13 protein-coding genes are annotated in these 14612 nt (G+C 41.5%); all 13 read left to right on the top strand.

Translation table 11 applies throughout. The annotated features are described in order from the left end of the window. Window positions 1-64 precede the first annotated feature (64 nt). The 13 genes from DXB54_RS06085 to alaS all read left to right on the top strand — a co-directional run bounded on the left by DXB54_RS06085 (window position 65) and on the right by alaS (window position 14477). Complete coding sequence (locus DXB54_RS06085) at window positions 65-931, top strand: tetratricopeptide repeat protein (protein ID WP_118694581.1); 867 nt, start codon at window positions 65-67, stop codon at window positions 929-931. Window positions 932-936: 5 nt separating this feature from the next. Continuing rightward, a complete protein-coding gene (locus DXB54_RS06080; RefSeq protein ID WP_021939139.1) occupies window positions 937-1737 on the top strand; it encodes a GTP pyrophosphokinase in 801 nt (266 codons plus the stop codon). A 44-nt stretch (window positions 1738-1781) separates the two neighbouring features. Further along, the gene (locus DXB54_RS06075) at window positions 1782-3170 is read left to right on the top strand and encodes an RsmF rRNA methyltransferase first C-terminal domain-containing protein (RefSeq protein WP_118694580.1); all 1389 of its coding nucleotides are present in this window, start codon (window positions 1782-1784) and stop codon (window positions 3168-3170) included. 2 nt (window positions 3171-3172) lie between these two features. Next, entirely contained in the window at window positions 3173-3940 is a 768-nt protein-coding gene (locus DXB54_RS06070) for an SDR family NAD(P)-dependent oxidoreductase (RefSeq protein WP_021939141.1), read from the top strand. A gap of 14 nt (window positions 3941-3954) precedes the next feature. Beyond that, window positions 3955-4530: a hypothetical protein gene (locus DXB54_RS06065; protein ID WP_021939142.1), complete on the top strand. Its 576-nt coding sequence runs from the start codon at window positions 3955-3957 to the stop codon at window positions 4528-4530. Next, window positions 4531-5568, top strand: a complete 1038-nt coding sequence (locus tag DXB54_RS06060; RefSeq protein ID WP_118694578.1) for an RluA family pseudouridine synthase — start codon at window positions 4531-4533, stop codon at window positions 5566-5568. Beyond that, complete coding sequence (locus DXB54_RS06055) at window positions 5568-6098, top strand: Holliday junction resolvase RecU (protein WP_021939144.1); 531 nt, start codon at window positions 5568-5570, stop codon at window positions 6096-6098. The genes DXB54_RS06060 and DXB54_RS06055 overlap by 1 nt, the downstream gene beginning before the upstream one ends. A 123-nt stretch (window positions 6099-6221) precedes the next feature. Further along, on the top strand, window positions 6222-7448 hold the full coding sequence (gene hisZ, locus DXB54_RS06050) for an ATP phosphoribosyltransferase regulatory subunit (protein ID WP_021939145.1): 1227 nt from the start codon (window positions 6222-6224) through the stop codon (window positions 7446-7448). A gap of 34 nt (window positions 7449-7482) precedes the next feature. Continuing rightward, window positions 7483-8142: an ATP phosphoribosyltransferase gene (gene hisG / locus DXB54_RS06045; protein WP_021939146.1), complete on the top strand. Its 660-nt coding sequence runs from the start codon at window positions 7483-7485 to the stop codon at window positions 8140-8142. 108 nt (window positions 8143-8250) lie between these two features. After that, window positions 8251-9546, top strand: coding sequence for a histidinol dehydrogenase (gene hisD, locus DXB54_RS06040; protein WP_118694577.1), 1296 nt, complete (start codon window positions 8251-8253; stop codon window positions 9544-9546). Between the two features lie 135 nt (window positions 9547-9681). Beyond that, window positions 9682-10275 carry an imidazoleglycerol-phosphate dehydratase HisB gene (gene hisB / locus DXB54_RS06035; protein ID WP_118694576.1) on the top strand — a complete coding sequence of 198 codons (594 nt, stop codon included), beginning with the start codon at window positions 9682-9684 and terminating at the stop codon, window positions 10273-10275. A 161-nt stretch (window positions 10276-10436) separates the two neighbouring features. Next, window positions 10437-11699 carry a bifunctional phosphoribosyl-AMP cyclohydrolase/phosphoribosyl-ATP diphosphatase HisIE gene (gene hisIE, locus DXB54_RS06030; protein ID WP_118694575.1) on the top strand — a complete coding sequence of 421 codons (1263 nt, stop codon included), beginning with the start codon at window positions 10437-10439 and terminating at the stop codon, window positions 11697-11699. Window positions 11700-11816: 117 nt separating this feature from the next. Continuing rightward, window positions 11817-14477 (top strand): alanine--tRNA ligase, encoded by a 2661-nt coding sequence (gene alaS, locus DXB54_RS06025; protein ID WP_118694574.1) that lies wholly within the window; start codon window positions 11817-11819, stop codon window positions 14475-14477. The last annotated feature ends 135 nt before the right edge of the window (window positions 14478-14612 follow it).

Raw genomic sequence — 14612 nt, 5'->3', positions numbered from 1 at the left:
ATGGTTTGCCGGAGATTTATCCGACAGACTGTTTGGATATTATTTTATTTAAGGAGATCACCTCATGTCCAGAAGAAGACGATATGACAGATACAGAAGAAGACGTAAAAAGAACAGATACGATATAAAGAAGATAGTATTATTTGCAGTGCTGGTCATAGCTGCCATAGGACTTCTTATAATACTGGGTTCACAGATACTTTCTCACAAGGATGAGTACTATAAACAGGGAACAGAATATTACAACAAGGGAGACTATGCCACAGCCTTGGAGTATTTCAATGACGCTCTGGACGAGAAGCAGTTATTCTCCAAGAAGACAGATATGAACATACACATGTATATTGCAGATATATGTCTCCAGCAGCAGAGATATACCGACGCCGTTGACGAATACAAAAGGGTTGAGCTGTATAAGAAGGCGGATAAGGAACAGACTGAGATACTTAAGAACATGTCCCAGGCACTTAGCGACTTCAACAAGGGCAATTACGCAGGAACTGTTGACCTCTTCATGAAAGCTGCCAAGGCAGGATATACCACCATGTATGTGTATGCCGGAACCTGTTATGCAGAGACAGAGCAGTACGACAAAATGCTTGAATGTTATGATAAATACATAGCTGAGTATGGATATAATTCATACCTGTATACCCAGCTTGCCGCATACTATCTTAAGACAGGAGATCTTGATCAGGCATACGGATATATACAGACAGGTCTTACCAGTGACAAGACTTACAATTTAAATCTCAGATTGCTTGAGATAGCATATTATGAGGCCATGAGCAATTATGATGAAGCCTTCGGGCTTGTGTCAGATCTGCTTACCCAGTACCCGGACAATGAGCAGGCACAGAAGGAATATGATTTTCTTTACACCAGAGCCAGTCACGACAAGGGAAATACTGATGTTACAGAAGGAGAGTAGTAATCATGGAAATACAGCTTTGGCGTGAGATACTTGCGCCATATTCACAGGCAGTCGACGAGCTGCTGATTAAATTCAATCACATAATAGCTGACTATAAGAATGCCAGCATGTATTCACCTATAGAAGCAGTTACCGGAAGAGTAAAGACCATATCCAGTATCCTTGACAAGCTCCAGAAGAAGAACATCCCTATGGATCAGATTGTTGAGGAAATGGACGACATTGCAGGTATCCGTATAATGTGCCAGTTCGTGGAGGATATCTACAAGGTGGTGGAGATCATAAGATCCAGAGAGGACATGGAGGTCCGCGAGGAGAAGGATTATATATCAAACTTCAAAGCAAGCGGCTACAGAAGCTACCACATGATAATCAATTACAAGGTCAATACCATTCATGGAAACAAGACCATACAGGCAGAGATACAGATAAGGACACTTGCCATGAATTTCTGGGCAACTATCGAACATTCACTGCAGTACAAATACAAAAAGAATATTCCTGATCATGTCAGGGGCAAACTCTTAAATGCAGCCAATGCCACGGTAGCCCTTGACCATGAGATGAGCCAGGTAAGAGATGAGATAATAGACGCCCAGAACTCCTTTAACATTAAGGCAAATATTGTAGCGGATATTTTAAATGATATACAGAACCTTTATAAGGTAGGAAATCAGAGAGAGATAGCCAAGATACAGGATGAGTTCTATCAGATTTATGAGAAGGATGATCTGGAGCTTCTCACGAACTTCTCAAAGCAGCTTGATATCATGGCAGAGGAATACAAGGCACAGAGCATTTAAGAACAGCAGGATAACATTTGCCCCAAGGAGATAATACAGAGATAATGATATTACCTGAAAGCTTTAAAGACAGAATAAAAGAACAGTTAAAAGATGAATACGAGGATTATATAGGCTGCCTGGATAAGGGCATGAACCATGGTATAAGGGTAAATACGGCTAAGATATCCGTAGAGGATTTTCTTAAGATATCTCCCTTTGAATTAGAGAGTATCCCATGGACAGACAACGGTTTCTATTATGATGACAAGAAGTATGTTCCGTCAAAGCACCCTTATTACTATGCCGGACTTTATTACATCCAGGAACCAAGTGCCATGACTCCGGCAAGTGTTCTTGATATTAAGCCGGGAGATACCGTTCTTGACATATGTGCAGCTCCGGGAGGAAAGTCCACAGAACTGGCGGCGAAGCTTGGTAATACAGGAGTTCTCATATCAAATGATATAAGTAATTCAAGAGCCAAGGCTCTTCTTAAGAACCTTGAATTATTCGGAACAGGAAATATGTCTGTTGTAAGCGAACCTCCTAATAAGCTGTCTGAAAGGTTCTGCAATACCTTCGACAAGATCCTGGTGGATGCTCCCTGCTCCGGTGAGGGAATGTTCAGAAAATCCCAGTCCATGGTGACAGCCTGGGAGAACAACGGTGTGGAGCTTTTTGCAGGGCTTCAGAGAGGCATATTAAATGAGGTTGTGAAGATGTTAAAGCCGGGAGGAACCATGCTTTATTCCACATGTACATTTTCCCCTATGGAAAACGAACAGTCGGTGGAATATCTGTTGGGGCTTGATCCGAGCTTAAGACTTATAGATGTGCCAAAGGTTGATGGCTTTGATGACGGACACCCGGAATGGGGCAATACAGGAAATAAGGAGCTTACAAAATGTGCCAGACTGTGGCCTCATAAGATCAGAGGTGAAGGACATTTCGTGGCCCTCATAAAAAAGGAGACTGATCCTGATATGTGCCATGGTGATGCCTCCGGTGAGTATGCTTTTAAGCCTTACAGAATGGACACGGTAACAGAAGAGTTCTTCAGTAAGATAAAATCAGACAGATTTGATACAGGAAGGATAGAGGAGAAATCCGGAAGGTTATTCTATATATGTGAGGATATGCCGGATGTTAAGGGCTTAAGGCTCTTAAGGAACGGACTCTTCTTAGGAGAGATAAAGAAGAACAGATTTGAACCGAGCCAGTCCCTTGCAATGTTCCTAAGGGCTGATGAATTTGACAATGTATACAGCATGACTGCTGATGATAACAGGGTTATAAAATATCTTAAAGGTGAAACAATAGAAGCAGAGGATGATAATACTCTAAGAAACGGTTACACTCTGGTCTGTGTAGACGGATATCCTTTGGGATGGGCTAAGAATAATAAGGGAACCTTGAAGAATAAATACTTAACAGGATGGAGGATGATGTAGATATGAAAAAGATAGCAGTGATAACAGGCGCTTCCTCAGGACTTGGAAGAGAATTTGCATTACAGATTGCCAGACATTACAAGACTGTTCAGGAGATATGGATCATAGCCAGAAGAACAGACAGACTTGACAATCTTAAAAAGGAGATAAAGGAAATAAGCGATAAGACCGTAAGAGTACTTACTCTTGATCTCAGTAAGCAGAGTGATATTGATTTCTACAAGAAGCTTCTTGAAAGACAGCACGCAGGCATAAGAGTTCTTGTTAATGCAGCAGGCTTCGGAGTTATGGGACATGTGGACAAGATAAGTTATGAGGACTCTGTTGATATGGTAGACCTTAACTGCCGTGCCTTAATTGCAATGACCCATATCTCACTGCCATATATGACATATCCGTCAAATATCATAAACATGGCTTCATCGGCAGCATTTATGCCGCAGCCTTCATTTGCAGTGTATGCAGCAACAAAGTCACTGGTATTAAGCTTCTCAAGGGCCTTAAATCAGGAAATGGCAGGAAAGGGAGTAACGGTTACAGCGGTATGCCCGGGACCTGTAGATACGGAATTCTTCGACAGGGCGCAGGTGTACGCCCAGATGATACCTGTTAAGAAGTATTTTCTTGTTAAACCTGAAGACGTAGTAAGAAAAGCCCTTACAGACGCATATCACGGTAAGGAAATGTCGGTATACGGCGTAGCCATGAATGCTTTCAGAGGTCTTACATCAGTTATACCTACATCAGTCATACTCAAGTTTTTTAACTAGACAAGGAGCTTTTAATGGACAGAGGACAATACGGATATCTTAAAAGACATAAGAAGAAAGTCATCATAAGCATAATAAGCACCGGTATCATAATAGTTGCCGGTGTTGCTTTGTCCCTTTTTCTTTTTGGCACAACAAAGACAGTAATGATCATAGTACCGATACTTACGGCTCTTCCATTTTCAAAGCAGGTGGTTGCCCTTATCCTCTGTGGTAAGTTCCACTGGCTTACAGAGGAGGAGTATAAAAGGACTGAGACTGAGATTCCTGAGGATATAAGGAGAGATCTTTTATATGACGTGAGTATCAGCAGATATGAGGGAATGATATATTTTCCTGTTGTGCTTGTAAGGGATGGCAGGATGATATTCTACTATAACGGCAGCTTTAATTCGAAGATAAAGGATAAGAACGAATTAAAGAAAGCTATAGACAAGGTGTTTGAACAGACACCTAAGCCTTATCTTGCGGTTGTAACCACAGACCTTGAGGATTTTATCAAAAAGGCATGTGGTGTCAGGAACGTTCATGAGGACTTCGTCAATAAGGACGGACGAGTAAAGAAGAAAATACTGGAGCTTGGATTATAAATGCAGGAAATAATCGTATCGGCAAATGAAGCAGGCAAGCGTTTAAGCAAGCTGCTTTCCACATATCTTAATACAGCCCCCGACAGCTTTATCTACAAAATGCTCAGAAAAAAGAATATAAAATTAAACGGAGGAAAGGCTGACGGTAGGGAAATCCTTAAGGACGGAGACGTTGTTAAGATCTTCTTAAGTGATGAAACCATCAGCAAATTCAGAAAAAACGCCGGATATGAGAGTCCGGCAGTATCAGATACAGACAGGCGTAAAGACTCCGGCAATGCTCCATCAGCCGAAGTATATGGCGGCAGGGACAGGAAGATCAAATTTGATGTTGTATATAAGGATGACAACATCCTTATTGCCTACAAGCCTGCAGGGGTGCTGTCCCAGAAGGCAGACAATGGCGACTACTCCATAAACGAGGCTATCATAGATTTTCTTCTGGATAACAATATCATAACTTTAAAAAGTCTTGAAACCTTTAAGCCCTCTGTGTGCAACAGGCTTGACAGGAATACCGAAGGGCTTATAACCGCCGGCATATCCCTTATGGGAAGCAGGTGCCTTTCAGAGATAATAAAGGATAGGACTCTTCATAAATTTTACTACACCATAGTATCGGGAAAAATCGGAAAAACAATAGATAGCAGTGCATATATAACCAAAGACAGGAAAAACAACACGGCTGTAGTTTCCCGTGATAAGACTCCGGGAAGTGAGTACATACATTCAATATTTACCCCGGTGGCATGTAACAGAAGCTATACTCTGGTGAAGGTGGAGCTTATAACAGGTAAGTCCCATCAGATAAGAGCCCAGCTTAAACACCTTGGATATTCTCTTATAGGTGACAGAAAATATGGTGACAAAAGGGTAAACAGATATTTCGCTGACAGATACGGACTAAAAAATCAGCTTCTCATATGTGGCGAGTATGTGTTCGGAGATATTAAAAATGAACTGTCATACATGTCCGGCAAAACCATCAAGGCAGATTTTCCGGATCATTATAACAGGATCTGTAAGGATTTATTCTAATGGCAACTTGGAATTCCAGAGGCTTACGAGGTTCTACCTTGGAGGAGCTTATTAATTATACAAATGAATACTATAAGGAAAAGGGACTTGCTCTTGTGCAGAAAATCCCCACACCCATAACCCCCATAAAGATAGATAAGGAAAGCAGCCAGATAACTCTGGCGTACTTCGAGAAGGATTCCACAGTGGATTATATTGGGGTGTGTCAGGGAGTTCCCATTTGCTTTGACGCAAAGGAATGCAGCAAGGATGTGTTCTCATTGCAGAATATCCATGATCACCAGCTTGAATTTATGGAAAACTTTGAGAAACAGGAGGGGATTGCGTTCCTCATAATATTATTTACCCACAGGAATGAGTTCTATTATATGAGATACAGTGAGATCAAGGGCTATGTGGACAGGGTAAAAGACGGACATGCTAAGAACTTCAGGTATGATGAGCTTTCAAAGGACTGGTTCATCAAGGGAAAGAACGGAGCCATGGTCCATTATCTTGAATGTTTAAGCCGAGATTTATTATCAAGATAATACTATTGACAAAATTAGTTTTGTCTAATATAATTTACACGTTTTATTGAAGTATCAAATTATCACTTTAATTTGTTAAAGTAAAGCTTCTAAACATGATCAAAAATCAGGAGGACTATTGAAATGCAGGACAAACTATTACAGACACCGGACGGCGTAAGGGACACATATGGTACAGAGTGTGAGAAAAAAAGAAATCTTCTTGCTAAACTCCACCATGTACTTAAGCTGTACAGTTATCATGATATAGAAACCCCTACATTTGAATTTTTCGATATATTTAACAGAGACAAGGGCTCTGTTCCTTCAAATGAAATGTACAAGTTCTTTGACAGGGATAACAATACCCTTGTGCTTAGACCGGATATAACTCCGAGTATCGCAAGATGTGTGGCAAAGTATTATGCGGATGAGGATTTTCCTGTGAGATTGTGTTATACAGGAAATACATACATCAACACCCTTAAGCTCCAGGGTAAGCTGAAGGAGACCACCCAGATAGGTGCGGAGCTTATAAATGATGATTCAACTGCTGCAGACGCTGAGATCATATCAACAGTTATCGACTGCTTTAAGGAGATCGGCATAAAGGATTTTCAGATCGAGATAGGTTCCATGGATTACTTCGTGGGATTGGTAAAAGAGTCGGGCATAAGCGAAGAGACGGCAGTAAGGATCAAGGAATATATAAATATCAAGAATTTCTTCGGACTTTCAGAGTACCTTAAGGAATTAAATGTGCCGGATAACATTAAGGAAGCATTCCTTGCCTTTGATTCACTGTTTGGCGGTGAAGAAATGATAGACAGAGCCATATCTTATGTGGCAAATGATATGTCTGTACAGGCGTGTGAAAGGTTAAGACGTATATACAAGGCTCTTAGTTATTATGGTTATGAGACAAATATCGGCTTTGACCTGTCCATGTTAGACGGATACAATTACTATACAGGGATCATCTTCCGGGGCTACACCTACGGTACAGGTGACGCCATAGTAACAGGTGGAAGATACAACAATCTTCTTAAGCAGTTTGGCAAGGACGCACCTTCCATAGGTTTTGCCTTTAAGGTTGACGAGCTTATGAACGCCATGAACAGACAGGACATAGAGATACCGGTTGAACGTACCGACTCCATTGTTCTTTATGAAATAGAAAACCAAGAGGCAGCTATTGCATTTGCCATGAAGAAGCGTGCAGATGGAAGATCTGTGGAGCTTATAAGAAAGTCGACCAGAAAGTCTCTGGAGGAATATGTGGAGTACGGCAGACGGGAGAATTTTGAAAGCCTTATTTTCGTAGAGGAAAACAACAGAACACAGGTTTTTGACCTGTCACAAAATAACTGATGTTAGATAATAAAGAAGAATAAGAGGAATATATATGAGATATTTAACATTTGCATTGGCTAAGGGAAGACTTGCCAAGAAAACATTATCACTTTTGGAGCAGATAGGTATAACCTGTGATGAGATGAAGGATCCGGATACAAGAAAGCTTATATTTGTAAATGAGGAATTGAAGCTTAAATTTTTCCTTTCAAAGGCAACAGATGTACCTACATATGTGGAGTATGGTGCAGCGGATATAGGAGTTGTGGGAAAGGATACCATCCTTGAAGAGGGAAGAAATCTCTACGAGGTTATGGATCTGGGCTTTGGCAAATGCAGAATGTGCGTGTGCGGTCCTGAGTCAGCAAGAGAGCTTTTAAAGAAAAATGAAATCATAAGGGTTGCCAGCAAATACCCTGTCATAGCAAAGGATTACTTTAATAACAGGAAAAACCAGACGGTAGAGATCATCAAGCTTAACGGCTCCGTGGAGCTTGCACCTATTGTGGGACTGTCAGAGGTTATCGTTGATATTGTGGAGACAGGAAGCACCTTAAAGGAGAACGGGCTTACTGTTCTTGAAGAAATATGTCCGCTTTCAGCAAGAATGGTAGTAAATCAGGTAAGTCTTAAGCTTGAAAACCAGAGGATAAGAAAGCTTCTTGCAGACCTTAACAATCTGATACAGAGCAACGAACAAAAAATAAATTAATAGAGACAGATGTAAAAAAAGGCACGTCAGCCCTTTGCCGGAGGAAGCACCTGGTGTCGAAGACACATATTATTAAATGGGTTGATGTACAGGATCGGAGGAACAAAAATGAGAATAGTAAAATTAAACAATGATACAAAGAAGGATCTGTTAAACAGCCTTTTAAAGAGAAGCCCTAACAACTATGGCGATTATGCAGCAACTGTACAGGCTATAGTTGATGATGTGAGAGATAACGGCAACAAGGCTCTGTTCTCATACACCAAGAAATTTGACAAGGCAGATATAGATGAAAGCAATATCCTTGTTACAAAGGAAGAGATTGATTACGCATATACACAGGTTGATCCTGCACTCCTTGATGTTATCAGAAAGGCAAAAGAGAATATCAGGGTATATCACGAGAAGCAGAAGCAGTACAGCTGGTTTGATACAGATGAAAGCGGAATACTGTTAGGCCAGAAGGTAAGTGCCCTTGAGTCTGTTGGTGTATATGTTCCCGGAGGAAAGGCAGTATATCCTTCATCAGTTCTCATGAACATCATGCCTGCAAAGGTTGCGGGAGTTAAGAATATATACATGACTACTCCATGTGACAGTGAAGGAAAGGTATATCCTACAACTCTTGTAGCTGCAAATGAAGCAGGTGCCACCAAGATCTTCAAGGCAGGCGGTGCCCAGGCAATAGCAGCACTGGCATATGGTACAGAGTCGATTCCTAAGGTTGATAAGATCGTAGGTCCCGGAAATATATTCGTTGCCCTTGCCAAGAGAGCCGTATACGGACATGTAAGCATTGACTCCATAGCAGGCCCGTCAGAGGTAATGGTACTTGCGGATGAAACTGCCAATCCAAGATATGTGGCCGCGGATCTTCTGTCACAGGCTGAGCATGACGAGATGGCGTCAGCAATCCTTGTTACCACATCAAGTAAGCTGGCAGATGAGGTTTCCATATGGGTTGACAAGTTTATTGATTCCCTGTCCCGTAAGGAGATCATGAGAAAGTCAATAGATACTTACGGATACATCCTTCTTGCAGACAATCTTAAAGACGCCATTGACGCAGTAAACGATATTGCTTCCGAGCACTTAGAGATAGTGACAACCAATCCGTTTGAGGTTATGACTAAGATAAAGAATGCGGGAGCCATATTTATCGGTGAATATTCATCAGAGCCTCTTGGAGATTACTTCGCAGGTCCTAACCATGTACTTCCTACAAACGGAACAGCTAAGTTCTTCTCACCGCTTTCAGTAGATGATTTCATCAAAAAGTCTTCAATAATCTACTACTCAAAGGAAGCTCTTGAGGCAGTACATGAGGATATCGAGACATTTGCCAAGTCTGAGAAGCTTACTGCCCATGCCAACTCTATTGCAGTAAGATTTGACGGTAAATAAGGTTATTTTTGTGGCAAAAATCAAAGTAAGTAAAGAATTATTTGATATATATTGATTACTTTGCTATAATTATGTGCGGTTATACAGATTGTATAACCGCACTTTTAAATAAAAAATATTAAGGAGATAAGGATAATGGCTGACAGAGCAGTGAAATGTACCAGAAAGACCAGCGAAACAGACATCAGTCTTGAACTGAACCTGGACGGAAGCGGTAATTCAAAGATAAACACAGGTATTGGATTTTTTGATCATATGCTTACCAGTTTTGCAAAACACGGATTCTTTGATCTTAATCTGACTGTAAAGGGTGATCTCTATGTGGACTGCCATCATACAATAGAAGATACGGGTATCGTGCTTGGCAAGGCCATCAAGGGTGCCCTGGGAGATAAGAAGTCAATTAAGCGTTTCGGTAATTTCTTTCTTCCTATGGATGAAACATTGGTCATGTGTGCCATAGATCTGTCCGGCAGACCTTATCTTGTATACGATCTTAATCTCTCCACTGAGAAAGTGGGATATTTTGATACGCAGATGGTTAAGGAGTTCTTCTATGCGGTATCCTATGCTGCTGAGATGAATATTAACCTTAAACAATTTTCAGGAGAGAACGACCATCATATTATAGAAGCGGCATTTAAGGCATTTGCCAAGGCTCTTGATGAGGCAACCTCAATAGACGAGAGACTTAAGGGAAAGCTGCTTTCAACAAAGGGTTCGTTATAACATTAAAGAGGAAGCACCATTAAGATTTAAATGAAAGATTTTAATGGGCTGATGTTCTGTGATTGTGTCAAGTTTTATATGAAAACTTGACATGTAGCGTCAGCCCTTTGCCGAAGGCAAATTTTAATGGGCTGATGTTCAATAATCTGAGGAGTGATAATATGAACAACGTAAAGGTTATCCCATGTCTTGATCTTAATGATCCGGTGGGCATGGCAAAATACTACAATGACGCAGGTGCGGACGAGGTTGCTTTCTTCGACAGTAAGGCAACAAAAGAAGGAAGAGAGGCGGATATATCCACCATAAGAGATATCTGCAAGAATATAGATATTCCACTTCTTGCCTGCGGCGGAATTAAAACTATAGATGATGTGAAGCGGGTTCTCTATGCGGGAGCCTCAAAGGTGTGTATAAAATCGGCAGCTCTGAACAATCCTGCACTTGTAACAGAGGCGGCGGACAGCTTCGGTTCAGGAAGGATAATCGTCACCATAGATCTTACAGAGTGCGATGATCCTGTGGCTTATGCCAAGAAATTAAAGAGCCTTGGAGCCGGAGAACTACTGCTTCTCCATAATAATGAGGTGCCGGATTATGTGAATATAGTTAAGGAGATACGTGAACTGGTTGGCCTTCCTGTTATAGTGTCCTCTTATTCCACAGAGGGCAGTGAGGTAGCTTCTCTTCTTGATGAAACAGAAGCGGAGTCAGTATCATTGTATAATCTGTCAAGGATGGATATAATGCAGATAAAGCAGGAGTGCAGGAAAGAAAATATTCCTGTTACTGTATTTGAGTCAACAATTTCATTTGACGAGTTTAAGTTAAATTCAGACGGACTTATACCATGCATCGTCCAGGAGTACAAGACCGGTGAGGTTCTTATGCTGGCATACATGAATAAGGAGTCCTTTAACAGGACCATCGAGACCGGTAAGATGTGCTATTTCAGCAGAAGCAGACAGGAACTGTGGACCAAGGGAGAGACATCGGGACATTTCCAATATGTTAAGTCTCTGGATCTTGACTGTGACAAGGATACTATACTTGCCAGAGTATCACAGATTGGTGCAGCCTGCCATACCGGAAGCCATAACTGCTTCTTTACAAATCTTGTTAAAAAGCAGTATGATGATACAAACCCTCTTAAGGTATTCGAGGATGAGTACGAGTATATTGAGGATAAACAGAAAAATCCTGAGAGAGGTTCATATGTGAACTATCTTCTGGACAAGGGTACGGACAAGATCTTAAAGAAGCTTGGTGAGGCTGTGACCGAGGTGCTTGTGGCAGCCAAGAACTCTGATACAGAGGAAACAAAATATGAAATATCTGATCTCCTTTATCACCTTATGGTGCTCATGGTTGAACAGGGCATCACCTGGGATGATATAACCAAGGAGTTATCAGATAGAAGATAAAAAGGAAAATCAAAAATCAAATGGACGGTTGTTCATAGGAAAGTGTCAACTGACACATGAAAAAAGGAAAGCACGCCATCACTTTATGAGCCGTGCCAATAGTTGGAGGAAAATGTAATGAAATATTACGGCGTAAATGAATTAAGAAAAATGTTTTTGGAGTTTTTTGAGAGCAAGGGACATCTTAAGATGAACAGCTTTTCACTTATTCCACATAATGACAACAGCTTACTTCTCATCAATTCAGGTATGGCACCACTTAAGCCATACTTCACCGGGCAGGAGATACCACCAAGAAGACGTGTTACCACATGCCAGAAGTGTATCAGAACAGGTGATATCGAGAATGTAGGTAAGACAGCAAGACATGGTACATTCTTTGAAATGCTGGGTAATTTCTCATTTGGCGATTATTTCAAGACCGAGGCTATACACTGGACATGGGAGTTCCTTACAGACGTTGTGGGACTTGATCCTGACAGACTGTATCCATCAGTATATCAGGACGATGATGAAGCTTTCGATATCTGGAACAAACAGATAGGCATAGATTCATCAAGGATATTCAGATTTGGCAAGGAAGACAACTTCTGGGAGCATGGTGCAGGTCCTTGTGGTCCATGTTCAGAGGTTTACTACGACAGAGGCGAGAAGTACGGATGTGGCAAGCCCGGATGTACCGTAGGCTGTGACTGTGACAGATACATGGAGGTATGGAACAATGTATTTACACAGTTCAACAATGACGGACACAATAACTATACAGAGCTTGAGCAGAAGAATATAGATACAGGTATGGGTCTTGAGAGACTGGCAGTAGTTGTACAGGATGTAGATTCCATATTTGACGTTGATACTATCAAGGCATTAAGAGATAAGGTATGTGATATGGCTCATGTGACATATCTTGAGGATCCCAAGAAGGATGTCTCCATCCGTCTTATTACAGATCACATCAGATCCGTTACATTCATGACATCTGACGGTATTGTACCTTCAAACGAGGGAAGAGGCTATGTATTAAGGAGACTCTTAAGACGTGCTGCAAGACACGGAAGACTTCTGGGAATAGAGGGTCAGTTCCTTACAGAACTGGCAAATACAGTTATTGAGGTTTCGCAGGACGCATATCCTGAACTTGGAGAGAAGAAGGAATATATCTTCAACAAGATCAAAAAGGAAGAGGAAAGCTTCAATAAGACTATAGATACAGGTCTTGCTATCCTCAAGAAATATACAGAGGAGCTTAAGGCTGCCGGCAAGACAGTTCTTAATGGTGAGGATGCTTTCAAACTCTATGACACATATGGATTCCCTCTTGACCTCACAAAGGAGATCATTGAGGATGACGGTTTCACAGTAGACGAAGAGAAGTTCACAGAGTGCATGAACATCCAGCGTGAGACTGCAAGAAAAGCACGTAAGGTTTCGACATATATGGGTGCTGACGCTACCATATATGAGGAGCTTCCGGTAGATATGACTTCAACATTTACAGGCTATGACAAGCTTGAGGATGATTCGAAGATCGATGCACTTACAACAGATATCACAGAAGGTGACAAGAAGAAATCTGCTATAGTTGATACAATATCTGAGGGTATGCAGGCTTCTGTTATCCTTTCTGAAACTCCGTTTTATGCTACCATGGGTGGTCAGATCGGAGATACAGGTATAATAAAGACAGAAAACGGTACATTTGTAGTTCAGGATACAGTTAAGGTTGTAGGCGGTAAGATCGCCCATATAGGATATGTTGAGTCAGGCGAGCTCAATGTAGGTGATCCTGCGCACCTTTTGGTTGACGCAGAAAGAAGAGCTCTTATATGTAACAACCACTCAGCAACACACCTTCTCCAGAAGGCACTCAAGATGGTTCTCGGAGATCACGTTGAGCAGGCAGGCTCTCTTGTTGAGCCGGGAAGACTTCGTTTCGACTTCTCTCATGATCAGGCTATGACAAAGGAAGAAATAGCTGAGGTTGAGGACATTGTAAATAATGAGATTGAAGCAGCAATAGATGTAGAGACCAATATCATGACTCTTGATGAGGCTAAAAAGACAGGGGCGATGGCTCTCTTCGGCGAGAAGTACGGAGACTCAGTAAGAGTTGTATCCATAGGTAACTTCTCAAGGGAACTCTGTGGTGGTACTCATGTTAAGAACACATCAGATATCGGAACCTTCAAGATTGTATCAGAAGCCGGTGTCGCTGCAGGAACAAGAAGAATAGAAGCACTTACATCAAAAGGAGCCATAGATTACTACAAGAAAGCTGAGAGCGACCTTATTGCCGCAGCAAAGGCAGCCAAGACAGACATGTCAGGTGTTGCAGCAAGGATAGACCAGCTTCTCCAGGAGATAAAGACCTTAAATGCTGAGAACAAGAAGCTTAAGGACAAGATGGCAAAGGATTCTGTAGGTGACGTTATGAGCAACGTGGTTGAGCATAACGGAGTTAAGATTCTTCCTGTTAATATTCCTGGTACAGATATGAACTCACTGAGAAATCTTGGTGACGAGTTCAAATCAAAGCTTGGATGTTCGGTTATCGTTCTGGCTTCAGAGCTTGATGGCAAGGTAAATCTTATTGCCATGGCAACAGATGACGCTGTTAAGGCAGGTGCCCATGCAGGCAATATCATCAAGCAGATCGCAGCTATCGTAGGCGGCGGCGGTGGTGGACGTCCAAACATGGCACAGGCAGGCGGTAAGAAGCCTGAGGGCATTAACGAGGCCTTAGCCAAGGCTGTAGAGGTGGTAAAAGAACAGCTTTAAGCCACGGATTATCGACATTTCATATAATTTACTACATTTTAATAAATTTTTGTTGACGAATGGATAAATTATGCTATAATACAACATGTGCTTAAAAAACCCAAACAGTTGTTTTTTTGTTGCACAATATACAAC

The sequence above is a fragment of the Coprococcus sp. OM04-5BH genome, from assembly GCF_003482105.1.
GTDB lineage: Bacteria > Bacillota > Clostridia > Lachnospirales > Lachnospiraceae > Coprococcus.
The sequence above is the reverse complement of the archived record's forward strand: the minus strand, read 5'-3'. Positions and strand labels throughout refer to the sequence as shown.

Excerpts from the sequence above, each read along its gene's own strand:
- DXB54_RS06085 (WP_118694581.1), top strand. The coding sequence starts at position 65 with ATGTCCAGAAGAAGACGATATGACAGATACAGAAGAAGACGTAAAAAG.
- hisZ (WP_021939145.1), top strand. The coding sequence starts at position 6,222 with ATGCAGGACAAACTATTACAGACACCGGACGGCGTAAGGGACACATAT.
- hisD (WP_118694577.1), top strand. The coding sequence starts at position 8,251 with ATGAGAATAGTAAAATTAAACAATGATACAAAGAAGGATCTGTTAAAC.
- hisB (WP_118694576.1), top strand. The coding sequence starts at position 9,682 with ATGGCTGACAGAGCAGTGAAATGTACCAGAAAGACCAGCGAAACAGAC.
- DXB54_RS06060 (WP_118694578.1), top strand. The coding sequence starts at position 4,531 with ATGCAGGAAATAATCGTATCGGCAAATGAAGCAGGCAAGCGTTTAAGC.
- DXB54_RS06055 (WP_021939144.1), top strand. The coding sequence starts at position 5,568 with ATGGCAACTTGGAATTCCAGAGGCTTACGAGGTTCTACCTTGGAGGAG.
- DXB54_RS06070 (WP_021939141.1), top strand. The coding sequence starts at position 3,173 with ATGAAAAAGATAGCAGTGATAACAGGCGCTTCCTCAGGACTTGGAAGA.
- DXB54_RS06080 (WP_021939139.1), top strand. The coding sequence starts at position 937 with ATGGAAATACAGCTTTGGCGTGAGATACTTGCGCCATATTCACAGGCA.
- DXB54_RS06075 (WP_118694580.1), top strand. The coding sequence starts at position 1,782 with ATGATATTACCTGAAAGCTTTAAAGACAGAATAAAAGAACAGTTAAAA.
- hisIE (WP_118694575.1), top strand. The coding sequence starts at position 10,437 with ATGAACAACGTAAAGGTTATCCCATGTCTTGATCTTAATGATCCGGTG.
- DXB54_RS06065 (WP_021939142.1), top strand. The coding sequence starts at position 3,955 with ATGGACAGAGGACAATACGGATATCTTAAAAGACATAAGAAGAAAGTC.
- alaS (WP_118694574.1), top strand. The coding sequence starts at position 11,817 with ATGAAATATTACGGCGTAAATGAATTAAGAAAAATGTTTTTGGAGTTT.
- hisG (WP_021939146.1), top strand. The coding sequence starts at position 7,483 with ATGAGATATTTAACATTTGCATTGGCTAAGGGAAGACTTGCCAAGAAA.